The organism is uncultured Maricaulis sp., assembly GCF_963976135.1.
GTDB lineage: Bacteria > Pseudomonadota > Alphaproteobacteria > Caulobacterales > Maricaulaceae > Maricaulis.
In genome coordinates, this window is record NZ_CAXBKN010000052.1 from 1 (window position 1) to 21,479 (window position 21,479).

Sequence of the window (21,479 nt, forward strand, 5' to 3'; positions counted from 1 at the left end):
CCCGTGTCCTCCGAATCGTCATCTCGCGCCTCGATCCTGTTTCCGCTGCCCTTGCCGGAGGCCTTCGACTATCTCGTGCCCGAAGGGCTCGAGCTGGGCTTGGGCGATCATGTGCTGGCACCGCTGGGCAAGCGGATGGTGCATGGGGTCGTCTGGGCGTTGAAACCGGGGCCTGGTGAGCGGGCGCTGAAATCGGTCGAGGGTCCGATGGGCGGGGCGCCGCTGCCGGCGGGAACGCGTCAATTTGTTGACTGGCTGGCGCGCTATCTGGTGCAGCCGCCCGGCGTGATCCTGCGCTCCGTGCTGCGCAGCGCTGAGGCGCTGAAACCCTCGCCGACCGAAACCCTTTACTGCGTCAGCGGCACTGAAGCGCCGCGCATGACATCGGCGCGCGCGGCGGTGCTCGATGTGGCGTTGGCGCTGGGGGAGGCCTCGGCCGCCGATCTTGCGCGCGAAGCCGGTGTCGGGTCGGGCGTGGTCAAGGGGCTGGCGACGGCGGGCGCGCTGACCGCGATCAGCCGGCCGATCGATCCGCCCTATGGTATTCCCGATCCCGAAGCCGAAGGCCTGTCGCTGACGATGTTGCAGGCCGAGGCCGGCGGCGTGTTGCGGCGGCTGGTGCGGGCGGGCGGATTCCAGAGCGCCCTGCTCGACGGGGTGACGGGCTCGGGCAAGACCGAGGTCTATTTCGAGGCGATTGCCGAAGTGCTGCGCCGCCATCCCGATGGCCAGATCCTGATCATGCTGCCGGAAATCGCCCTGACGGCGGCTGTGCTGTCGCGCTTCGAGGCGCGTTTCGGCTGCGCTCCGGCGATCTGGCATTCCGCCGCCGGGCCGAAAGTGCGGCGCCGCTGTTGGCGCGAGGTCGCCGAGGGGCGGGCGCGGATCGTGGTCGGCGCGCGCTCGGCGCTGTTTTTGCCCTTCACCAATCTCAAACTCATCATTGTCGATGAGGAGCATGACCCGACCTATAAACAGGATGAGGGCCTGCCCTATCAGGGCCGTGACCTGGCCGTGCTGCGCGCCAAGATCGAGGGCGCGATGATCGTCCTCGCCTCGGCCACGCCCTCGCTGGAAAGCCTGACCAATGCCCAGGCCGGTCGCTATGTGCATGTGCGCCTGCCGGCACGGCCGGGCTCGGCGGTGCTGCCACAGGTCGACACGATCGATCTGCGCGAACATCCGCCCGAGGCCGGGCGCTGGATTTCGCCGCCTTTGATTTCAGCCATGGTGGAAACGCTGCAGGCCGGCGAGCAGGTGCTGCTCTATCTCAACCGGCGCGGCTATGCGCCGCTGGTGCTGTGCCGCGCCTGCGGTCACCGCATGACCTCGCCGGACACCCAGTCTTATCTGGTCGAGCATCGCTATACCGGGCGGCTGGTCTGTCATGTCACCGGGTTTTCCATGCCGCGGCCGAAATTCTGTCCCGAATGCCAGGCCGAGGACAGTCTCACCAGTGTCGGGCCCGGCGTCGAGCGCGTCGCCGAGGAAGCCAAACATCTCTTCCCCGATGCGAAGATCGAGATCTATTCCTCCGACAGCGCCTCCGGCGCCGATCTGGTCGAGCGGATGGAGCGCGGCGAGATCGATATCCTGGTCGGCACCCAGATCGCCGCCAAGGGGCACAACTTCCCCAATCTGACCCTGGTCGGGGTGATCGATGCCGATCTGGGTCTCGCGGGCGGTGATCCGCGCGCCGGCGAGCGCACTTTCCAGACCCTGGTCCAGGTCGCCGGCCGCGCCGGCCGCGCCGAACGCCCGGGCCGCGCCCTGCTTCAGACCCACCAGCCCGAGCATGAAGCGATCCAGGCGCTGATCGCCGGCGATCGCGATGCCTTCCTCGAAACCGAAATGATGGCGCGCGAGGCACTCGGCCTGCCGCCCTTTGGCCGCATGGCAGCGATCAGCTTCCAGGCGCGCGATGTCGAGGCCGTCGAAGCCGCCGCCGGGCGTTATGCCGCCGCCGCACCGCTGACCGATGGTGTCGAGATCTGGGGGCCGGCCGAGCCGCCGCGCGCCCTGGTGCGCGGCTGGCACCGCCGCCGCATCCTGGTGCGCGCCGACAAGACGATTGATATCTCCGCCTATTTGCGGGCCTGGAAGACGCGGGTGAAAATCCCGCCCTCGATCCGGGTGACGATCGATGTCGATCCCTATAGTTTCATGTGAGCACCACCGGGAATCACCCTCATGCTTGAATTATTGTCTACGCCAGAGATCTGGCTGTCGCTGGCAACCCTGACCTTTCTGGAAATCATTCTCGGCGTCGATAATGTGATCTTCGTCGCCCTCATGGCCGGTCGCCTGCCCGAGGCGAGACGGGCCTCGGCGCGCACGCTCGGTCTCGCCATGGCGCTGGTTTTCCGCGTCATCATGCTGATGGGTCTGGTGTGGATGGCGCATCTGGAGGCCGACCTGTTCGTGGTCTTCGATCACGGCGTCTCCTGGCGCGATCTGATCCTGCTCGGCGGCGGCATTTTTCTGCTCACCAAGGGCACGCTGGAAATCCACCATACTGTCGAGGGCGTCAGCCAGGTGCCGAAAAACGGGGCCGGTGAAGCATTCCTGATGATCGTCGCCCAGATCACCGTGATCGATATCGTCTTCTCGCTCGATTCGGTCATCACCGCTGTTGGCATGACCGATCATGTGCCGATCATGATCACCGCCGTGGTGATCGCGATGGGGGTGATGTTGTTCGCCGCCGGCGCGGTCGCGCGCTTCATTGAAAATCACCCGACGACGAAAATGCTGGCCCTGGCCTTCCTGCTGCTGATCGGCATGTCGCTGATCGCCGATGGTCTCGGCTTCCACATTCCGCGCGGCTATCTCTATTTCGCGATCGCCTTCTCGCTCTTCGTCGAAGTGCTCAACATCGTCGCCCTGAAGGCCCGTTCCGGCATCTCGCACCCGAAGGATGGCAATGCGGCGGGCTAGCGGAGTCCGGCAGCCGGTCAGCGGCAGGCCAGCGCGTTGTTGGCGGCAGGACTGTGCGTCCTGAACGGCAGGACGGCACGACAGGCCGGCCCGGCAGGAGATTCGCCCGGCGGCGACCGTCAGCCGGCGCGGCGCGTGCTGTAAGAATCCGGGTTCGAAATAAAGCTGAACGCCGCCCCAGGTCGAAGCCCGACCCACGCCCCGCGGCAGGTCCGGCGATGGATGCATGCTCCAATTAGCGTGTTTTCACAGGCGTTTAAGGCGTTTGCGGCGGTCCGATTGACGCGGTGATCACGCCACGAATCCCGTCCATCCCCGCGATTTCAGCCCCGTGGCCGGCCGGCCGCCAGCCGCCCGCCTGCTGAATCGGTACGCGCTCCGGCTTGCTGCGCTGATCACCCTGTGCTATCGCAGCGCCGAACCCCGAGGACGGGTAGCGCAAGCTTGCTCGTCCAATCGTACAAATCGTTGAATTTCAAGTGTTTGCACCTTCCGGTGAATTCCAGGCACTTCCCCAGCCAGAGAGTGACGTCACGGTGAGCACCGGCGAAGACGCCATCACAGCCAATGCTGCAGGTCGCTACGCGAAAGCAGTATTCGAGCTGGCCAAGACAAGCGGCAGCCTCGATGCGGTTGCAGCTGATCTGTCGGCCCTGCGCGCAGCGCTCGAGACCTCGGACGAATTGTCCGACGTCCTGACCTCGCCGCTGTATTCGGCCGAGCACAAAACCGGCGTGTTGTTCGCGCTGGCCGACAAGGCTGGCTTCAACGCGCTGACAAAGAACGCTTTCGGCGTCGTGGCGGAAAACCGCCGTGCTGCCGAACTCGGCGATATCGCGACGATTTTCGCGGCCCTGCTCGATGCCGATCGCGGCATTGTGCGGGCTGATGTGAGCTCGGCCGCAGCGCTGACCAAGAAACAGACTGAAGCCCTTGCGGCTTCTCTGAAAAGTGCCTTCGGGCGCGAAATCGAAGTTCGCACAAACGTGCGTCCTGAATTAATGGGCGGGCTGATCGTCAAGATTGGTTCCCGTATGTTCGACTCATCTCTCCGCACCAAGCTGGACGGGATGAAGAATGCGATGAAAGAGGCGTAGGCCATGGACATCCGGGCTGCAGAGATTTCTGCGATCCTGAAGGATCAGATCAAAAATTACGGCACCGAAGCGAAGGTTTCGGATGTCGGTCGTGTGCTGTCCGTCGGTGACGGTATTGCGCGCGTTTACGGCCTCGATGAGGTCGCGGCTGGTGAGCTCGTCGAGTTCCCGGGCGGGATTAAGGGCATGGCCCTCAATCTGGAACGCGACAATGTCGGTTGCGTGATCTTCGGTGAAGACCGGGGCATCAAGGAAGGCGACACCGTCAAACGTCTCGGCGCTATCGTCGATACCTCTGTCGGCAAAGGCCTTCTCGGCCGCGTCGTGGACGGTCTCGGTGAGCCGATCGATGGCAAGGGTCCATTGACCGATGTCGCCGAGCGCCGCCGCGTCGACGTCAAGGCGCCGGGCATTATCCCCCGCAAATCGGTTCACGAACCGATGGCAACGGGCATCAAGGCGATCGACGCCATGATCCCGGTCGGCCGTGGCCAGCGCGAGCTGATCATTGGTGACCGCCAGACCGGCAAGACCGCAATCGCGCTCGACACCATTCTGAACCAGAAGGCGATCAACCAGGGCAATGATGAGAGCGCCAAGCTCTACTGCATCTATGTCGCGATCGGCCAGAAACGTTCGACGGTCGCCCAGATCGTCAAGACGCTCGAGGAAAATGGCGCGATGGATTACACCATCGTCGTGGCCGCAACGGCATCGGATCCTGCACCCATGCAGTTCCTGGCACCGTTTACCGCCTCTGCCATGGGCGAATATTTCCGCGATAACGGCATGCACGCGCTGATCGTCTATGATGATCTGTCCAAGCAGGCTGTTGCCTATCGCCAGATGTCCCTGCTGCTGCGCCGCCCGCCGGGCCGCGAAGCCTATCCGGGCGATGTCTTCTATCTTCACTCTCGTCTGCTCGAGCGTTCGGCCAAGCTGAACGAAGCGAATGGTTCCGGCTCGATGACGGCTCTGCCTATCATTGAAACCCAGGCCAATGACGTCTCCGCCTATATTCCGACCAATGTGATCTCGATCACTGACGGCCAGATCTTCCTGGAAACCGACCTGTTCTACCAGGGCATCCGCCCGGCCGTGAATGTCGGCCTGTCGGTGTCTCGCGTGGGTTCGGCTGCCCAGACCAAGGCGATGAAGCAGGTTGCCGGCAAGATGAAGGGCGAACTGGCCCAGTACCGCGAAATGGCGGCCTTTGCCCAGTTCGGTTCCGATCTCGACGCCGCGACGCAAAAGCTGCTGAGCCGTGGCCAGCGCCTGACCGAGCTTCTGAAACAGCCGCAATTCTCGCCGCTGTCGATGGAAGAACAGGTCTGCGCGATCTATGCCGGTACACGCGGCTATCTCGACGGCATCGCAATCGGCGACATCAAGCGTTTTGAGGCAGACCTCCTGCGTCATCTCCATGCCGAGCATGCCTCTCTCATGGCGGCGATCCGCGATGAGAAAAAGGTTAGCGATGAATCTGAGGCCAAGCTGAAGGGCGTTCTGGACAAGTTCACCGAACATTTCGCGTGAATTTGAACCGTAACGACCGCTAGGAGTGCCGCATGGCGAGCCTTAAGGACCTTCGAAATCGTATCGCCAGCGTGAAATCCACGCAGAAGATCACCAAGGCGATGCAGATGGTGTCAGCGGCCAAGCTGCGCCGGGCCCAGGAAGCCGCGGAAGCCGCGCGCCCCTATGCCGGGCGCATGGCTGCCGTGATGGCGAACCTGTCCAATTCAATGGCCGGTTCACCGGGGGCCTCACCGCTCCTGGTCGGCACTGGCAGCGATGAGACGCGTTTGCTGCTCGTCATGACGGCCGATCGTGGCCTGTGTGGCGGATTCAACACCAATATCGCCCGCCTGGCACGGGCTCGTGTCAACGAGCTGCAGCGCGCCGGCAAGACCGTCAAGATCATCTGCGTCGGCAAGAAGGGCTATGATCAGCTGAAGCGCCAGTTCGCCCCGCTGATCATCAAAATGTTCGACCTGAAGGCCGAAAAGACCCTCAATGGCGCCGTCGCCGGACGTATCGGTGACGAGATCACCTATATGTTCGAAGCTGGCGAATTCGACGTTTGTGAAATCCTTGCTTCGGAATTCATTTCGGTGATCTCGCAGAAGCCGTATTCGAAAGTATTGATCCCGGCGATCGATGCAATCGAGGACGGAGCCGATCGGCCCGACACGGACGGCAGCGTCTATGATGCCGAACCGGACGAGGAAACCATCCTCAACGCCTTGTTGCCGCGCTATATCACGACCGTAATTCTGTCGACGCTGCTGGAAAATTCGGCTGGCGAAATGGGGGCCCGCATGGCCGCCATGGATAATGCCACCCGTAATGCCGGCGAACTGATCGACAAGTTGAACCTTCTTTATAACCGCACCCGTCAGGCGCAAATCACGACGGAGTTGACCGAAATCATCTCCGGCGCCGAAGCTCTCTAGACGAGGGGAAGACCAATCATGAGCACTCTTAAAGGCCGTATTGTCCAGATCACCGGCGCCGTCGTCGACGTCGAGTTCGATGGTGGATTGCCCAACATCCTCAACGCCTTGCTGTCGACCAATGACGGCAAGCCGCTGACCCTCGAAGTTTCGCAGCATCTCGGCGAGAACACGGTTCGCACCATCGCCATGGATGCGACCGAGGGCCTGCAGCGCGGCGTTGAAGTGACCGACACTGGTGGCCCGATCATGGTTCCCGTCGGCCCGGGCACGCTCGGCCGCATCATGAACGTGACCGGCGCGCCGATCGATGAGGCGGGCGATATCCCGCACACGATGACGGCCCCGATTCACCGTCCGGCTCCATCCTTTGCCGAACAGGCGACGGAAGCTGAAATCCTGCCAACCGGCATCAAGGTTGTCGACCTGCTTTGCCCCTACGCCAAGGGCGGCAAGATCGGCCTGTTCGGCGGCGCCGGCGTTGGCAAGACGGTTCTGATCCAGGAGCTGATCAACAACATCGCGAAGATGTTCGGTGGCTACTCGGTTTTCGCCGGTGTTGGCGAGCGGACCCGTGAAGGTAACGATCTTTACTGGGAAATGATCGAATCAGGCGTCAACAAGGACCCGAAAGAGCATGATGGCTCGACCGAAGGTTCGCGTTGTTCGCTGGTCTTCGGCCAGATGAACGAGCCTCCGGGAGCCCGCGCCCGCGTCGCCCTGTCGGGTCTCGCCCAGGCTGAATATTTCCGCGATGAAGAGGGCAAGGACGTTCTCTTCTTCGTCGACAATATCTTCCGCTTCACCCAGGCCGGTTCCGAAGTGTCCGCCCTGCTCGGCCGTATCCCGTCCGCGGTGGGCTATCAGCCAACCCTGTCGACGGATATGGGCGCCCTGCAGGAACGCATCACCTCGACGAACAAGGGTTCGATCACCTCGGTGCAGGCCGTTTACGTGCCCGCCGATGACCTGACCGACCCGGCGCCTGCCACCACCTTCGCCCACCTCGATGCGACGACGGTTCTCAATCGTGCGATCTCGGAAAAGGGCATCTATCCGGCTGTGGATCCACTCGATTCGACCTCGCGTATTCTCGAGCCTCGCATTGTCGGCGACGATCACTACAACACCGCCCGCCGGGTCCAGGAAACGCTTCAGCGCTACAAGGCCCTGCAGGACATCATCGCCATCCTCGGCATGGACGAGCTGTCCGAAGAGGACAAGATGCTGGTGACCCGTGCCCGCAAGATCGAGCGTTTCCTGTCGCAGCCATTCGACGTCGCCGAAATCTTCACCGGCTTCCCGGGTATCCAGGTGCCTGTGGCGGACACGGTCAAGGGCTTCAAGGCGATCTGTGACGGCGAGTATGATCACCTTCCCGAGCAGGCCTTCTACATGGTCGGCACGATCGAAGACGCGGTGAAAAAAGCCGAGAAAATGGCTGCGGAGGCCGCATAAGCGGTCTCCGGCATTAGCCGGAGGAATACCTGATGGCTGACAAGCTGCATTTTGACCTCGTATCGCCTGAGCGCCGCCTGTTTGCGGGTGAAGTCGATATGGTTGTGGTCCCCGGCGAAGATGGCGATTTCGGCGTGCTGCCGAAGCACGCACCCTTCATGTCGGTGATCCGCTCCGGCGCGATCATCGTCACGACCGACGGCGTGGCCGAGCGCACCTTCATCCATGGCGGTTTCGCCGAAGTGACGCCTGCCGGTCTGACGATTCTGGCTGAAGAAGCGATCCCGGTTTCCGAGATTGACGTCGCTGCCCTTGAACGGGATCTGAAGGACGCCCAGGAAGATCTGAGCGTCGCCAAGTCTGACATGGAAGCCGAACAGGCCCAGGGTCGGATTGACCGTCTGGAAGCAATGCGGACAACGGTCGCCAACTGATCAGGCAGACAAGTCTCACTTGATCAAGGCCGTCCCGTCGGGGCGGCCTTTTTCTATGCCGTTTGCGCGGATGATGGCGCGCTGTTGCGCTTGCGCCAGGCGCTCGGCGTTTCACCGGCAACATCCTTGAATGCCTTGTTGAAATTGGATCGGGTCTGAAAGCCGCAATCCAGCATCAGCTCGACCAATGGCCGCTCTGGCGCGGCTGCCATGAGACGCTGGGCCTCGGTAATGCGCCAGCCATTGATCCAGCGGCTGACGCTGGTGCCGAAACGGTCATTGACCGTTTCCGAGACGACCCGCTGTGGCAGGCTCAATTGCCGGGCGAGCCGGGCCACGGTGAGGTCCGCGTCGAGCCATGGACGGGCCGCCGCCATATGCTGTTCCAGCCGGCTCGCGACGCTGTCGGCCGATCTGCTGTCGCGCCTTATGCGGGTGACGATCCAGCTGAGCGGTCCGGTCCGGTGCAGGCTGGTGAGCAGGAAGTAAATCAGGAATATGAAGAAGCCTGAGATCACCACGATCAGCGAGCGTGACTGATCCAGCCTTGTGCGGTCGAACAGCTCCACCATGACCAGCAGGTCGGCGATTGCCATCGCCAGCAGCCAGCCGCAAATGGCCAGTTTCCAGCGGCGCGTGCCGGGGGTCGGGGCGGAGATTCTCAAGAAGGCAAAGACGCTGTAAAAGCCCAGGCTCGAGATGATTGCGGCGTCGAGATAGGGCCCGCCCGTCTGAACAATGCGCAGCAGGAGAAGGCCGGCCGGGGCGGCAAGGTGGGCCAGGTCCGGCCATTTCAGCTTGGTCTCCGGGTGGGTGACCGCACGCAGGTGCAAATAGATCAGGGGTGGCATCAGCATGGCCAGAACCGGGCGCCACCAGACCCAGGCTGAAGCGGCGTCGATCAGCACCAGGCTCGTAAGGATTTGCTGGACCGCGAACAAGCCAAAGACGGCAGCCAGTAGCCGGTGCGCCAGGCGCGGTTCGGTCGGTGATCCGAAGAGGTAGATCGCGATTATGGCCGCCAGGGCGGCCGAGGTGTGGAGGACAGCATCCATACTGCTTGATACGGCGTCTTGCGGGGATGTCCAATATCGCGTTTTCGCCTGTCCTCAATCGCGTTTCAGGGCGCACGCCCGGTCGCGGCGCGCTCCTGTCCGGCAACGCCCGAGGAGAGCCCGATGAAAAACCGCCCCATCCGTATCCGTGCCGCCGCCCTGGCCTTGTTCGCCCTGACGCAGCCGGCCTGTTCCCAAGCCTGGCCCGAGGCCGATCTGCTGATCCGGAACGCGACACTGATCAGCCCTGAGCGCGCTGCGCCCCTTGAGAATGCCTGGGTAAGCGTCAGCGATGGCCGCATTACAGCTCTGGGCACCGGTATCCCGACTGTGCGTGCGAACCGGACGATCGACGCCGACGACAGCTATCTCATTCCGGGTCTGATCGACAGCCACGTGCATCTCTATCATGCGACAGGTTTGCGCGCCCGTTATACCGAGGACTATGCCGCGCTCTACCGCGGCTATATGGAGCAACAGCCCCGCAGCTTCCTGTTCCACGGCTTCACCACAGTCATAGAGCTCAATGCCGATGCCGAGACCAATGCCCGCTTCGAGGCGGCGCCGCTCCACCCGCATCTGGTGCATTGCGGCCAGGGGATAGCGCTCTCGGACGGGTTCATGGCGCTCGAGCTGGAGGGGGCGCCGGTTGGCGGTGCCTATCCCGGCTATCTGATCGACAGCTACGCCAATGGCTTCATCCCCGAGGGCGCGAACCCCGCCGCTCACACGCCAGAGGCCGTTGTGGCGTCAGTCGTCCGGCAGGGCGGCCAGTGTGTCAAACTCTACTATGAAGAGGCTCTGTGGTGGCCTGGCGGGGCCCCAGACTTCCGTCTGCCCTCGGCCGCGATCGTCCGGGACGTGGTCAGCGAAGCCCATGCCGTCAATCTGCCTGTCCTGCTGCATGCCACCACGCCGGCGGGCCATGAATTCGCCCTTGAAACCGGGGTCGATATTCTCGCGCACGGCATGTGGGAATGGACCGGCCAGACCTTCACCGACCCGCACCCGGCCGCCGACACTGCGGACATTGCCCGGCGCGAAGCCCGTTCGCAGATTGCGATGCAGCCAACCATTCAAACCATTCGCAATACGGCGAGCCTGTTTGACCCGGCCGTGCTCGAGGCCCCGCAATGGGCCGATGTGGTCCCGGCCGCCTATCTCGACTATTTGCGCGGTGACGCCCAGGTCCAGCGCGAGCAGTTCCTGGCCATGTTTGGCGACATGATTGCCGAGGGCAGCGATGCCGAAAATATGGGAGCGGCCCAGACAGCCTTCCTCGACCGTTACAAAAACCTGATTTGGGACATGTATGTCGAAAATGCTCGCTTTCTGTTCGGGAGCGACACGGCGGTCGGTGGTTTCGGCTGGGCCTCGCCTCCGGGACTGGCAGGCTATTGGGAGATGCGGAACTGGGTGGATGCGGGTATTTCACTCCCGACCCTGTTTCGTAGCTTGACCATCGACAATGCCGCTGCTTTCGGACTGGCCGATGAGGTCGGCACCATAGAGCCGGGCAAGCGGGCCGATTTGCTCATTTTGCGGGCCAGTCCATTGCGCGATGTCGCGGCCTATGACCAGATCGAGACCGTGATCCTTGAAGGCGAGGTAATTGACCGGGCTGTTCTATCCGCCCGCTCGGGCGCGGCGGGCGGCCATTGACCGGTCCGCAATTGCCGGCGTCGCGGGGGCACAGCCGCGGTCTTGCTGCCTGCCGTGAGCGCTCAATGTGCCGCTCCGCCAGGACCTTTTGATCCTGGCGGAGCATCCCCCGGAATCAGTGACGGCATTCTGCTCACTGGAAATGGCTATCCCTGGTGACATTCCCCTGGGCTGGGCCTCCTTCGCGGTGGACAATCGGCGCGGGCCGATGACTGCCGGGTAATCAGCCGGCAAACTTCGCGAAGGCGGCGGCGACCTGCACATAGACATCCCGCTTCCACGGGATGATCAGGTCCGGGATTTCCGCCAGCTCGCCCCAACGCCAGGCGTCGAACTCAACTTCGGCGTGGCGCGCAAGGTCAATATCGGACGCATTGCCGTGGAAGCGGAAGGCAAACCAGCGCTGTTTCTGTCCGAGATGACGCTTTTTGTGAAAGCGTGGATCCTCGCGCACATCCGGCGGGTAATCATAGGCGATCCAGTCGGCAATACAGCCAAGCGGCTCGACTCGATCGGGCCGGATCCCGGTTTCTTCCTCGAGCTCGCGCAGCGCCGCCGTCTCGGCGGCCTCGCCCTTGTCCATGCCACCCTGCGGCAATTGCCAGTTCCAGGGCGGTGGGGTGCCTTCCCGGCGGCCGAGCCAGACCTGACCTTCAGCATTGAACAGGGCAATGCCGACATTGGCGCGATGGTTCGGCCAGGGATCGTCAGCGATTGACATCAATGGCCCGAGGAGGCGGCAGGTGCCGCGTGATCGCCGCCACTCGATGCGTCCGCAGGCGGGCGCGACCAGCGATTATCGCTGACATGATCGGGCTCGGGCTCGAGCGCCTGGGCTTCAGCCTCAAGGCGTGCCTGCAATCGCCGGCGCGCCATGACAGCCGATGGCGGTGCCAGCTGATAGCCGCGCATATCCAGGGTCCGGGCCCAATCCCGCACATGATTGACCGTGGTTGGATAGGAGAAGCCGGCCCCGAGCGCGGCACCATTCTGCAGCGCCAACGCCTCAAGCGTCAGCAAGTGATCATCAATCGCGTTCGGGCTCGGGTCCTCGTCGAGGACGCGATCGGCGATGGCGTATTGGACATTGGTGCTGCGTGCGGCCGTCTCTATGACCGTGCGTCGGCCAGCGCCATCGTGCAGGAAGGCGACCCCCCGGTCTTCGAGGTTTTGCAGCAATTGGGTCATGGCCGGTTCCGAGGCCGAGAAACGGGCGCCGAGATAATTGGAGACCGCGAAATAGCCGGTGGTGCGCCCCAACACCCATTCCAGCCGCGCCCGATTCTCACCGGCCGTAGCGTCAGCGAGCAGGGTTTGCGGCCCGGGATCATTATTCGGGTAGTCGAAGGGCTCCATCGGCGCTTCGATAAGTACTTCATGGCCGGCAGCGCGTGCCCGATTGACCCAGGTCTGCAAGTCGCGCGTATAAGGCGCAAAGCTCAGGGCAATCTCCGGCGGCAATTCATCGATCGCCGATTGTGTCACGGCGCTATTGAGACCCAGGCCGCCAATCACCACCGCGATGGTCGGAGCGCTTGGGTCGCCATGGAAGGGCCGGGCATAGGCGCGTGATGCGCGAAGCCCGTTGGGCGGAATCACGGGCAGGAGGCCATTGGGGCCATTTTCGCTCAGCCCGGGAAGCGGGGCGGGCGCGAGCGCCTGGGCCGGGTCTGGCCGCGCGGCATGGCGCGCTTCGGCGTCAGCGGGATCGGACCCGGTGGTCTGCGCCGGCGGCGTTGTGAAACGGTCTTCAATGCCGGCCAGCTGGGCTTCTTCCACGCCCTCAGGCTCGATGAAGCGGATCGCCGGCGGCTCGTCCTCGACGGGAGCGATTCGCAACTCCGCTGCTGGATAGAGTGTCTCGGCCGGTGCGGGGGTTACGCCGCCACGGGCCAGCGGCGGCTGCAGGTCAGCTTTTCCAAACACCGCGATCGTCAGAATGACAATGGCAAACAAACCCGCCGCACCCAGCCCCGCAAAGAGCGGAGCCTTGATTGTGAGCAGGGGCTCGACATGGCGTAGGACGGCGCTGGACATCGGAGCAATCTTCGACAAGCGAATTAACCGGTCATGCGCCCGGCCGGGCGCACCAATTCACTGTCAAAACTGCCCTGTCCCGGAAAAGAAACGGTTAACGGCCTGCATGCTGACCCGGCCCGCACCTTGCGGTGAGGGGCCGGGCCAGGATTGCCGTCAGCCTAGTGCAGGGCGGCCTGCTGGCTTTCCATCGAGCTGCGCAGGATTTCCTGGGCCCGGGACAGCTGGAAGTCCTCGTCCTCGGGCCAGTCGGCCGGTGGTTGCTCGATGGCCGCTATGTCGGCTTCCGCACGGCCCTGTCCGGATTCATTCTCCAGCGCTCCGGGCAGGTCGGCTTCAAGCCGGACCGGTGAACCGGCGTCGTCTTCATCCTCGGAGATCGGAAAGGAGCTGATCTGGAGGTCGGGCACAATGCCGGTTCCCTGGATTGAACGGCCTGCGGGTGTGTAATAGCGCCCGGTAGTCAGGCGCAGAGCGCCATCGCGACCGCCGCGAAGCGGGATGATGGTTTGAACCGAACCCTTGCCGAAACTGGTCATTCCGACCAGTTCGGCGCGTTCGCGGTCCTGTAGCGCGCCGGCGACGATTTCGGCCGCACTCGCCGAGCCTTCATTGATCAAGACAACGATTGGCGCCTGGTTCAGGCGGTCACCGGGGCGGGCATTATACCGCTGCGTGTCGCGCGGATCGCGATTCCGCGTCGACACGACTTCGCCGCCATCGAGGAAGACATCGGTCACACCGATCGCCTGGTCGAGCAGGCCGCCAGGATTGTAGCGTACATCCAGAATCAGGCCGGGCAGCGGCCCGCCATACTCGTCTTCCAGCTCCGCAATGCCTTCGAGAACCATTTCGGTCGTGCGTTCATTGAATCCGGCGATCCGCAGATAGGGGATGCCATCCTCGATCCGCGTCGCAACGGTGCGCAGCGGGATGGTGTCGCGAACCAGCGTGACGTCAAAAGGGTCTTCGCCGGCGCGGGCGATGGTTATCGTCACTGGTTCGCCAACGGCGCCGCGCATCATCTCGACAGCGCTGTCGACGGTGACGCCGATAATGCTGTCGCCATCGACCGCGATGATGCGGTCATTGGTGCGCAGGCCCGCACGTTCGGCCGGGGTGTCGCTGATAGGCGAAACAACGGTGATGAATTCGTCACGCCGGGTCACTTCCATCCCCAGACCGCCATACTCACCGCGCGTGGTGACGCGCAGATTCTCGTAGCTGTCGGGATTGTGGTAGGCGGAGTGTGGATCGAGCGAGGTCAGCATGCCTTCAATGGCAGCTTCAATCATCTGTGTCTGGTCGGTCTCGGCAACATAATCGGACTCGATTCGGCTCAGCACGTCACCGAATAGCTCGAGCTGACGGAAGGTTTCCGAATGATCCTCTTGCCGTCCCTCGGCAGCCATTGTGATGGCCACGGCCCCAAGCGCGAAGGCCAGGATTGAAGCGAAGACATTGATGCGCATACCAATTCGCGTCCTTTGTGCGCGAAAGTCCTAACCGGATTGAGCGTTGGGTCTGAGCCAGGGCCCGGGATCCATCGCATTTCCGTCTCTACGTAGCTCCAGATACAATTCTGGGGCCGTTTGCCCAGTATCGGGCATTGCACCAACCGGTTCGCCAGCAAGAACGCTTTGCCCGGCACTGGCATAGGTGACCGCCATGCCTGACAAGACCATATAATAGCCCTCGCCGACATTCAGTATCAATAGACCGCCATATGTGCTGAACGGTCCGGCAAACTCGACGCGGGCGTCGAAGGGAGACACTACCTGCGCCTCGCTGCGAGTCCGAATGAATATTCCTTCAGATGCTGTGCCATCTTCGGCCAGTTCTGCAAATCGTCTGACCACGTCGCCAGCCGCCGGTGGTCTGAGCCGCCCGCGGGCATCGGCGAAACGCAGCGTTTCCAGGGGCTGGGCGGGCGCGCGCGCCGCGATCAGATCGCGCGTTGGGCGCATATGCGGGGCCGGTATGGTGTCGGGCAATTCTATGCGGCGAGGGCTGAGGCTCGGCATTACCGCAGCCATCTGCGTCAGCTCCGACAGGAGCGAGCGGATCGACCGGGCGCGTTCGCCCGCGGAGCTTGACGCTTCCAGGAAGGCGACCGCTTCGTCCCGGCGCCTCGCTTCGAGCGCTCGGCGATCGGCGATCAGGGCTCGCAGTTCGAGCCGCTGGGCGGACAGGTCATCCTCCGCGCTGGCCAGGACTGTGCTCTGGGTCTCGATATCGTTGCGAATTGACCGCAGCCGCGCCAGCTCCTCTGCCAGGGCATCGGCCCTCGCCTGCAGCGCCGGCGCAACCTGCGCCATCAGGGCCGCCGCCCGAGCGGCCTGGGCCGCATCATTCGGCGCCGCCAATATCGCGGGGGGTGTCTGGGTTTCGATCCGCTGAATGGCTGCGAGGATGTCGATCAGGGATTCGCGCTCTGTCGCCAGGCGGGCGAGGATCCCGGCCTCTTCGTCGCCCAGGCGGGTGAGCTCGCCGGCGGCAACCAGGGCCGCCTGCTCACTAATGCCGACGCGTTGTCCCAGCTCGACCAATTGCCGTTGCATCCGGGCAATTTCTGACGCGACCTCATCGGCCTGCTCGCGCGCCGCCTCGGCTCTTGCAGCGGTCTCACGGGCTTCTTGCTCCAACTGCTCTGCTGCCGCCGCGTCGGCCGGTACCGGGCTTGCGGGCTGGGCCTGGGTGAGAAAAAGGGAGAGGAGGAGAAGATACATCCGCTGACGCTGGGGCCTTTTCAGAGCGGCTGGGAACCGGTTTTGCGTTTCAATTCAATTCAATGACGCCCGAAGCTGGCAGGTTTTTCGGGGTCAGGCTTACTCGCGATGATAGGGCGTGCCGGCCAGAATCGATACGGCACGGTAGATCTGTTCCGCCAGCATGACGCGCACAAGCTTGTGTGGCCAGACGGCCGGCCCGAAGGCAAGCATCAGATCTGGCGCCGGCAAGGCATTGCGGTCATGCCCGTTTGCGCCACCAATACAGAACACCGCCTCGCGGCAGCCGCTATCGCGCCATTCACCCAGCTTGCGCGCAAGATCGGGCGATTTGAAGGCCTTGCCGCGCTCGTCAAGCAGGACGAATTTCACGTCCGAACCCAGGCTCTCGGCCAGGGCTCGGCTTTCGTCGGCGGGCGTCTTGAGACTGCGATTATCAATCTGGGTTTCGCTCAGCGGGCCAAGGCCGATGCCACGCCCGGCCACCGAACATCGATTGATATAATCATCGACAAGTTCACGCTCCGGCCCGGAGCGGACACGCCCGATGGCTGCGATGCGGAGCTTCACCTAGACGGCCGGTTGATCCGGGGAGGTCGGGGTTTCCGGGTCGACCGACCACATCTTTTCCAGATTGTAGAAGGTGCGCACTTCCGGGCGGAAGAGATGGATGACGATATCGCCAGCATCAATCAGCACCCAGTCACAGGTCTGCAATCCCTCGATACGCGTTTTCACACGACCGGTTTCTTTCAGCGTATCGATCAGATGATTGGCGATCGCGCTGACATGGCGCGACGACCGCCCGGAGGCGATGATCATGATGTCGGTAACCGAGGACTTGCCGCGAAGGTCGATTGCGACAACGTCTTCAGCCTTGTCGTCATCGAGGGTTTCGAGGACCAGTGCTTCCATTTCCTCGAGGGGACCGTCTTCTCCGATGACCCGGACGGCTGCAGCCGTTTCTTCCTTGGTCCGGCGCGATGTTTCCGTAGACAGGGCGGGTGTCCTTTCTGACAACCAATACAAGCTTGGGCCTATATCACGCTTTCGCGTTTGGTTCGAGCCAATGCAGCGAGAAGAGTTCAGCTGGGTCTGACCAGCTCTTCAGAACGTCGAAACCGGCTGAGCGCGCCAGCGCCTGGAAGCTCTCCGGGGTGAATTTATGGGAGTTTTCCGTGTGCAGCCGCTCGCCCCTGGCCAGGGAAAATGAGCGGCCAGCGACTTGAAACTGCTGGGCTTCCAGGGCCTCGAGATGCATTTCAATCCGAGACTTTTCCGGATTCCAGACTGAAACATGCTTGAGCAGGTCCGGGTTGAGCGTGCCGTCGAGTTCGGAATTGATGCGGGAGACGAGATTGAGATTGAAGGCGGCGGTAATGCCCTGGGCGTCATCATAGGCAGCTTCAAGCACTCGCGGCGCCTTGACGCGATCAGCGCCGATCAGGATGGCGTCACCCTCGCGCATGCCCTTGCGGAAGCCCTCCAGCACCTTGCGTGCGGCCTCTGGTTCGAAGTTTCCAATTGTCGAGCCCGGAAAGAACAGGATGCGGCGGCCCTTGGGCAGGGGTAGATGATCCAGCGACAGGCCAGACGTGAAGTCGGCGCAAATGGCGCCAATGTGCAGGCCGGGATAATCGCGCGCTAGCTCGTCGCAGGCGGCAATGAGATGTTCACCGGAAATATCCAGCCCGACATAGCCGGCCGGCTGATCCAGAGCGTCGAGCAGTTTGCGGATCTTGACGCTCGAGCCCGACCCCGGCTCGATCACCACGGCACCCGGACCGGCGCGCTCGGCCAGTTCCGGCCCGATCCGGTCAAGCAGGGCCAGCTCGGTGCGCGTGACATAATATTCGGGCAAGTCGGTGATCTGGTCGAACAGGGCCGATCCCGCGGCGTCGTAGAAATAGACCGGCGGGATGGATTTGGGCGTCGCTGCCAGCCCGGTCAGCACGTCGCGCAGGAAATCACCGGCGGGCGGGTGCTGGTCGTCGAAGAAATCCAGCGCGGCATGAACCGGGGGTTGGCCGAGGGTGAGATCGGTCATGAAAATGCCCTGCCTGCTTCGGATCGGGGGTTCAGGTCCGCGCGCGAAGCGCCGACGAGGAATGCCAGTTTAACGGTTCTATCAGATAGGTCCACGCGGGCGCCGTTTTTAGGGGTAGTGTGGCGAGGCCCTGTTCACGAACGCGTGAATTGGCATGCATGCGCACGGCCGGGGCAAGGCGGGCCCGGACGGCATCGTGGGGCCGGGAGATCACGGCAATCGGAACCGATGCGAAAATCTGGCGCCATTGGCCCCACCGGTGAAAGCTCTTGAGGTTGTCAGCGCCCATCAACCAGACGAAGTGAACGCCGGGATAGCGGTGCTGCAGGGCATTGAGGAGGTCGATCGTGCGATTGCTGCCCAGTCGCGCTTCCACGTCGCTGACGACCATGCCCGGGCGGTTGGCCTGCGCAGCCACCGCCGCCATACGGCTCTCCAGATCGCCGGCGCGGCGCTGTTTCAAGGGGTTTTGGGGCGAGACGAGCCACCAGATCCGGTCCAGGCCGAGACGCCGTTTCGCGGCCTCGGCGACGTGGAGATGGCCTTCATGTGGTGGATCGAACGTGCCGCCAAACAGGCCGACCGTCATGCCGCGGGCCAGCGTTTCGCTGCGCAGCGCGCGCGCCGGCTTCGGGGCGCTGACACGCCGGCCGCGCGCCATCGGGCTGGAGCGGCGCTCAGACATCGCGCTGGGCGGGACCGCCGGCCTTCGCCAGCACGATATCATCTGCATGGACCAGGGCCGCGGCGCGGCGATATCCAAGCAGCGCTTCGATCTCCCCGGTCTGGCAGCCGCATATCCGCCGGGCATCACTGGCATCATAGCCGCTGACCCCACGCGCAATCGCCGTGCCGTCCGGTCCGGTGATGCGGACTGCATCGCCGCGCTCGAAATGCCCTTCGACCGCGATGGCCCCGACCGGCAGCAGCGACTTTCCGGCCTGCAGCGCCAATGCGGCGCCGGCATCAATGCGGATTTCGCCATTGGGGCTGTGGGCACCGGCAATCCAGGCAGCGCGGGCACTGCCAGCCGACCCGGTCGGATGGAACCAGCTGCCGCAATCCGTCTGCTGCAATCGCAAGACCGGTTCGGGCGCCGCGCCCGGTCCGATCGCCGTCGCGCAGCCCGAGGCTGCAGCAATCTCGGCGGCGAGAATCTTCGAGCGCATGCCGCCCGTGCCGACACCAGTCAGCGCATTGGCGCCGCCGGCCATGGCATGGATGGACGCGTCGATCCGTTCAATCTCGGCGACAAGCCGGGCGTCGGGATGGGTGCGTGGATCGCGGTCGAACAGGCCCTCGATATCTGACAAGAGGACAAGAAGGTCGGCCCCGACCAGCTGGGCGACGCGCGCCGCGAGCCGGTCATTATCGCCATAGCGAATCTCGTCGGTGGCGACGGTATCATTCTCATTGACCACTGGAATGGCGCCGAGATCGAGCAGGGTGTTGAGCGTCGCACGGGCATTGAGCCAGTGACGTCGCGATTCCGTGACGTCCAGGGTGAGCAGGGCCTGGGCCGTGGCGCGGCCATGGCGGGCAAAGGCGCGTTCCCATTCGCCGACCAGAACCGGCTGGCCGGCCGCCGCTGCCGCCTGTTTCTGCTCCAGCGTCAGCGATCCGCCGCCGAGGCCGAGGCGGGGCCGCCCCAACGCAACAGCGCCGGAGGAGACCAGTACGACACGTTTTCCCTGTCCGGCCAGCGACGCGATATCGTCTGCGATCGCATCAATGACGGCAGGGCCCGACTGCAGCAGGCTCGATCCGACCTTGACCACGATGCAACGGGCCGCGTCGAAGCCGGGGCGTGTCACGGGGTCCAGCCTTCCTCGTCAGGTTCGGCAACGCCGGCGCGGACCTGTTGCACGATGCGCCAGGCTTCCGAGCACAGCCGCTTGACCCCGTCGCCGGACACGCCGGACAGGCGCATGACTTTCTTGCCAGTCGCCTTCTCCAGCAGCTTCGCCTTTTCCTCGACCTCGTCCTCGGGGATGGCGTCGATCTTGTTGAGGGCGAGGATTTCGCGCTTTTCGGTAATGCCGCCGCCATAGGCCGCCAGCTCGTTGCGCACCGTGTGATAGGCCTCGACCGGATCGTCCTGGGTGCCGTCGATCAGATGGATGATCGAGGCGCAGCGTTCAATATGGCCGAGGAAGCGGTCGCCAATACCGGCGCCTTCATGCGCGCCCTCAATCAGGCCGGGAATGTCGGCGACGATGAAGCGCGATCCGGGGCCGAGATCGACGACGCCGAGATTGGGATAGAGCGTCGTGAAGGGATAGGCGGCAATCTTCGGATTGGCCTTGGAGACGACGCTGAGGAAGGTCGACTTGCCGGCATTGGGCAGGCCGACCAGGCCGACATCGGCGATCAGTTTCAGCCGCAGCCAGACCCAGCGCTCCTCGCCCGGCCAGCCGGGGGTGGATTTGCGTGGGGCGCGATTGGTCGCCGATTTGAAACGGGCATTGCCCTGGCCGCCATCGCCGCCGCGTGCCAGCAGCACGCGCTGGCCCAGCTCGGTCATGTCGGCGAGGACTTCATCCTTGTCCTCATCGAGGATTTGCGTCCCGACCGGAACTTGCAGGATGACATCTTCGCCGCCCTTGCCGGAACGGTCGCGGCCATGGCCATGGCCACCGGTATCGCCTTTGAAATGCTGCTTGTAGCGGTAGTCGATCAGGGTGTTGAGCCCTTCGACGGCTTCCGCCCAGACATCGCCGCCCTTGCCGCCATCGCCGCCATCAGGGCCGCCGAATTCGACAAAGGCCTCGCGCCGGAACGACATACACCCCGCCCCGCCATTGCCGGAACGGACATAAACTTTCGCCTGGTCGAGGAATTTCATCGGGCCGGTATCGCTTCGCAGTGTGATTGGATTGACTGTCTATATAGGGACTGGTGGGGAAATTCAGCGTTTTTTCCTTTGAGGCGGCATGCGGGGCTGTTTTCGCGCTGTCCGGACACGGAAAAACTTGCTTCGCGGCGGTCCCGGTCGTCTGATTCAATGTGCGGACACGAATTGTGCCCGGTATGAACCGCAATCATCTGGAACTGCCTCATGCATCTGGCGAAGCTGACTGACGAATGACGAAGCGAGACCCCATAGAGAAGCGCCCGCCGAAGAAGACGGACATGCTCGAAGTCAGGGTTTCGCCCGAGGAAAAGGCTGCCTTTCTGGACGCCTGCCGCGAGTTGGGCCGGTCGGCCAGCGCCGTCATTCGCAAAGCGATGCGCGTCGAGACCCGACGCGTGCAAGAGCGACCAGGGAGGTTGAAAATGCTTGTAACTATGGTGGCGATGTTGCCCATCTTTATGTTGTCAGGGACGGTGCTGCCCGCGGCGGACCCTGGTGGGGCGGGTATTCAGCAGGGTTACGAAATCCGGCCCGGATTTGTCGCGCCGGCGCAATGCCCCGGCGATCACACTATCGGGACCGCTCCAGTCTGGCCGACAGATTTTGCTGGTGCTGCGGTTGCGGTCCCGGGGGATGGTATCCGCGTCTGGGTCGATTTCGACGTCACGGATGCGGGACGAGTCCGCAATGTGCGAGCCCGGGCGCCGGAGGGG

20 protein-coding genes are annotated in these 21,479 nt (G+C 63.4%); 9 read left to right on the top strand and 11 right to left on the bottom strand.

What is annotated here, in order from left to right; all coding sequences use genetic code 11:
* Positions 1-3: 3 nt before the first annotated feature.
* The 7 genes from AAC023_RS08555 to AAC023_RS08585 all read left to right on the top strand — a co-directional run bounded on the left by AAC023_RS08555 (position 4) and on the right by AAC023_RS08585 (position 8,382).
* Positions 4-2,169 (top strand): primosomal protein N', encoded by a 2,166-nt coding sequence (locus AAC023_RS08555; protein WP_339740195.1) that lies wholly within the window; start codon positions 4-6, stop codon positions 2,167-2,169.
* Between the two features lie 21 nt (positions 2,170-2,190).
* Complete coding sequence (locus AAC023_RS08560; protein WP_339740157.1) at positions 2,191-2,937, top strand: TerC family protein; 747 nt, start codon at positions 2,191-2,193, stop codon at positions 2,935-2,937.
* A 479-nt stretch (positions 2,938-3,416) separates the two neighbouring features.
* Positions 3,417-4,034 carry a F0F1 ATP synthase subunit delta gene (locus tag AAC023_RS08565; protein ID WP_339740159.1) on the top strand — a complete coding sequence of 206 codons (618 nt, stop codon included), beginning with the start codon at positions 3,417-3,419 and terminating at the stop codon, positions 4,032-4,034.
* A 3-nt stretch (positions 4,035-4,037) separates the two neighbouring features.
* Positions 4,038-5,570 carry a F0F1 ATP synthase subunit alpha gene (atpA, locus tag AAC023_RS08570; protein WP_339740161.1) on the top strand — a complete coding sequence of 511 codons (1,533 nt, stop codon included), beginning with the start codon at positions 4,038-4,040 and terminating at the stop codon, positions 5,568-5,570.
* Positions 5,571-5,602: 32 nt separating this feature from the next.
* Positions 5,603-6,490, top strand: coding sequence for a F0F1 ATP synthase subunit gamma (locus AAC023_RS08575; protein ID WP_339740163.1), 888 nt, complete (start codon positions 5,603-5,605; stop codon positions 6,488-6,490).
* 18 nt (positions 6,491-6,508) lie between these two features.
* Positions 6,509-7,948, top strand: coding sequence for a F0F1 ATP synthase subunit beta (atpD, locus tag AAC023_RS08580; protein WP_339740165.1), 1,440 nt, complete (start codon positions 6,509-6,511; stop codon positions 7,946-7,948).
* A gap of 32 nt (positions 7,949-7,980) precedes the next feature.
* On the top strand, positions 7,981-8,382 hold the full coding sequence (locus AAC023_RS08585) for a F0F1 ATP synthase subunit epsilon (protein ID WP_339740167.1): 402 nt from the start codon (positions 7,981-7,983) through the stop codon (positions 8,380-8,382).
* A 53-nt stretch (positions 8,383-8,435) separates the two neighbouring features.
* Here AAC023_RS08585 and AAC023_RS08590 read toward each other — a convergent pair whose 3' ends face one another.
* The gene (locus AAC023_RS08590; RefSeq protein ID WP_339740169.1) at positions 8,436-9,437 is read right to left on the bottom strand and encodes a helix-turn-helix domain-containing protein; all 1,002 of its coding nucleotides are present in this window, start codon (positions 9,435-9,437) and stop codon (positions 8,436-8,438) included.
* Between the two features lie 123 nt (positions 9,438-9,560).
* Here AAC023_RS08590 and AAC023_RS08595 point away from each other — a divergent pair, with 123 nt between their 5' ends.
* Positions 9,561-11,099 carry an amidohydrolase family protein gene (locus tag AAC023_RS08595; RefSeq protein ID WP_339740171.1) on the top strand — a complete coding sequence of 513 codons (1,539 nt, stop codon included), beginning with the start codon at positions 9,561-9,563 and terminating at the stop codon, positions 11,097-11,099.
* A 223-nt stretch (positions 11,100-11,322) separates the two neighbouring features.
* Here the strand turns inward: AAC023_RS08595 and AAC023_RS08600 are convergent, their stop codons facing one another.
* The 10 genes from AAC023_RS08600 to obgE all read right to left on the bottom strand — a co-directional run bounded on the left by AAC023_RS08600 (position 11,323) and on the right by obgE (position 20,757).
* Positions 11,323-11,820: an RNA pyrophosphohydrolase gene (locus AAC023_RS08600; protein WP_339740173.1), complete on the bottom strand. Its 498-nt coding sequence runs from the start codon at positions 11,818-11,820 to the stop codon at positions 11,323-11,325.
* The gene (locus AAC023_RS08605; protein WP_339740175.1) at positions 11,820-13,136 is read right to left on the bottom strand and encodes a divergent polysaccharide deacetylase family protein; all 1,317 of its coding nucleotides are present in this window, start codon (positions 13,134-13,136) and stop codon (positions 11,820-11,822) included. Before AAC023_RS08605 ends, AAC023_RS08600 begins: the two co-directional genes overlap by 1 nt.
* A 161-nt stretch (positions 13,137-13,297) precedes the next feature.
* A complete protein-coding gene (locus AAC023_RS08610; RefSeq protein ID WP_339740177.1) occupies positions 13,298-14,608 on the bottom strand; it encodes a S41 family peptidase in 1,311 nt (436 codons plus the stop codon).
* Between the two features lie 30 nt (positions 14,609-14,638).
* Positions 14,639-15,865 (bottom strand): peptidoglycan DD-metalloendopeptidase family protein, encoded by a 1,227-nt coding sequence (locus AAC023_RS08615; protein ID WP_339740179.1) that lies wholly within the window; start codon positions 15,863-15,865, stop codon positions 14,639-14,641.
* Between the two features lie 99 nt (positions 15,866-15,964).
* Positions 15,965-16,435 (bottom strand): 23S rRNA (pseudouridine(1915)-N(3))-methyltransferase RlmH, encoded by a 471-nt coding sequence (rlmH, locus tag AAC023_RS08620; RefSeq protein WP_339740181.1) that lies wholly within the window; start codon positions 16,433-16,435, stop codon positions 15,965-15,967.
* Positions 16,436-16,885, bottom strand: a complete 450-nt coding sequence (gene rsfS, locus AAC023_RS08625) for a ribosome silencing factor (RefSeq protein ID WP_339740183.1) — start codon at positions 16,883-16,885, stop codon at positions 16,436-16,438.
* Between the two features lie 22 nt (positions 16,886-16,907).
* Positions 16,908-17,912: an L-histidine N(alpha)-methyltransferase gene (gene egtD / locus AAC023_RS08630; protein ID WP_339740185.1), complete on the bottom strand. Its 1,005-nt coding sequence runs from the start codon at positions 17,910-17,912 to the stop codon at positions 16,908-16,910.
* A 31-nt stretch (positions 17,913-17,943) separates the two neighbouring features.
* Positions 17,944-18,597: a nicotinate-nucleotide adenylyltransferase gene (locus AAC023_RS08635; RefSeq protein WP_339740187.1), complete on the bottom strand. Its 654-nt coding sequence runs from the start codon at positions 18,595-18,597 to the stop codon at positions 17,944-17,946.
* Complete coding sequence (gene proB / locus AAC023_RS08640; protein WP_339740189.1) at positions 18,590-19,726, bottom strand: glutamate 5-kinase; 1,137 nt, start codon at positions 19,724-19,726, stop codon at positions 18,590-18,592. The genes AAC023_RS08635 and proB overlap by 8 nt, the downstream gene beginning before the upstream one ends.
* Positions 19,723-20,757 (bottom strand): GTPase ObgE, encoded by a 1,035-nt coding sequence (obgE, locus tag AAC023_RS08645; RefSeq protein WP_339740191.1) that lies wholly within the window; start codon positions 20,755-20,757, stop codon positions 19,723-19,725. Before obgE ends, proB begins: the two co-directional genes overlap by 4 nt.
* Positions 20,758-20,996: 239 nt before the next feature.
* On the opposite strand from obgE, the gene AAC023_RS08650 reads away from it, so the two are divergent.
* On the top strand, positions 20,997-21,479 hold a 483-nt coding region (locus AAC023_RS08650), incomplete at its 3' end, for a hypothetical protein (protein WP_339740193.1).

What these genes read in the sequence shown, in the direction of transcription:
- AAC023_RS08560 (WP_339740157.1), top strand. Translation starts at nt 2,191, where the DNA reads ATGCTTGAATTATTGTCTACGCCAGAGATCTGGCTGTCGCTGGCAACC.
- atpA (WP_339740161.1), top strand. Translation starts at nt 4,038, where the DNA reads ATGGACATCCGGGCTGCAGAGATTTCTGCGATCCTGAAGGATCAGATC.
- AAC023_RS08575 (WP_339740163.1), top strand. Translation starts at nt 5,603, where the DNA reads ATGGCGAGCCTTAAGGACCTTCGAAATCGTATCGCCAGCGTGAAATCC.
- atpD (WP_339740165.1), top strand. Translation starts at nt 6,509, where the DNA reads ATGAGCACTCTTAAAGGCCGTATTGTCCAGATCACCGGCGCCGTCGTC.
- AAC023_RS08585 (WP_339740167.1), top strand. Translation starts at nt 7,981, where the DNA reads ATGGCTGACAAGCTGCATTTTGACCTCGTATCGCCTGAGCGCCGCCTG.
- AAC023_RS08590 (WP_339740169.1), bottom strand. Translation starts at nt 9,437, where the DNA reads ATGGATGCTGTCCTCCACACCTCGGCCGCCCTGGCGGCCATAATCGCG.
- AAC023_RS08595 (WP_339740171.1), top strand. Translation starts at nt 9,561, where the DNA reads ATGAAAAACCGCCCCATCCGTATCCGTGCCGCCGCCCTGGCCTTGTTC.
- AAC023_RS08600 (WP_339740173.1), bottom strand. Translation starts at nt 11,820, where the DNA reads ATGTCAATCGCTGACGATCCCTGGCCGAACCATCGCGCCAATGTCGGC.
- AAC023_RS08605 (WP_339740175.1), bottom strand. Translation starts at nt 13,136, where the DNA reads ATGTCCAGCGCCGTCCTACGCCATGTCGAGCCCCTGCTCACAATCAAG.
- AAC023_RS08610 (WP_339740177.1), bottom strand. Translation starts at nt 14,608, where the DNA reads ATGCGCATCAATGTCTTCGCTTCAATCCTGGCCTTCGCGCTTGGGGCC.
- AAC023_RS08615 (WP_339740179.1), bottom strand. Translation starts at nt 15,865, where the DNA reads ATGTATCTTCTCCTCCTCTCCCTTTTTCTCACCCAGGCCCAGCCCGCA.
- egtD (WP_339740185.1), bottom strand. Translation starts at nt 17,912, where the DNA reads ATGACCGATCTCACCCTCGGCCAACCCCCGGTTCATGCCGCGCTGGAT.
- AAC023_RS08635 (WP_339740187.1), bottom strand. Translation starts at nt 18,597, where the DNA reads ATGTCTGAGCGCCGCTCCAGCCCGATGGCGCGCGGCCGGCGTGTCAGC.
- obgE (WP_339740191.1), bottom strand. Translation starts at nt 20,757, where the DNA reads ATGAAATTCCTCGACCAGGCGAAAGTTTATGTCCGTTCCGGCAATGGC.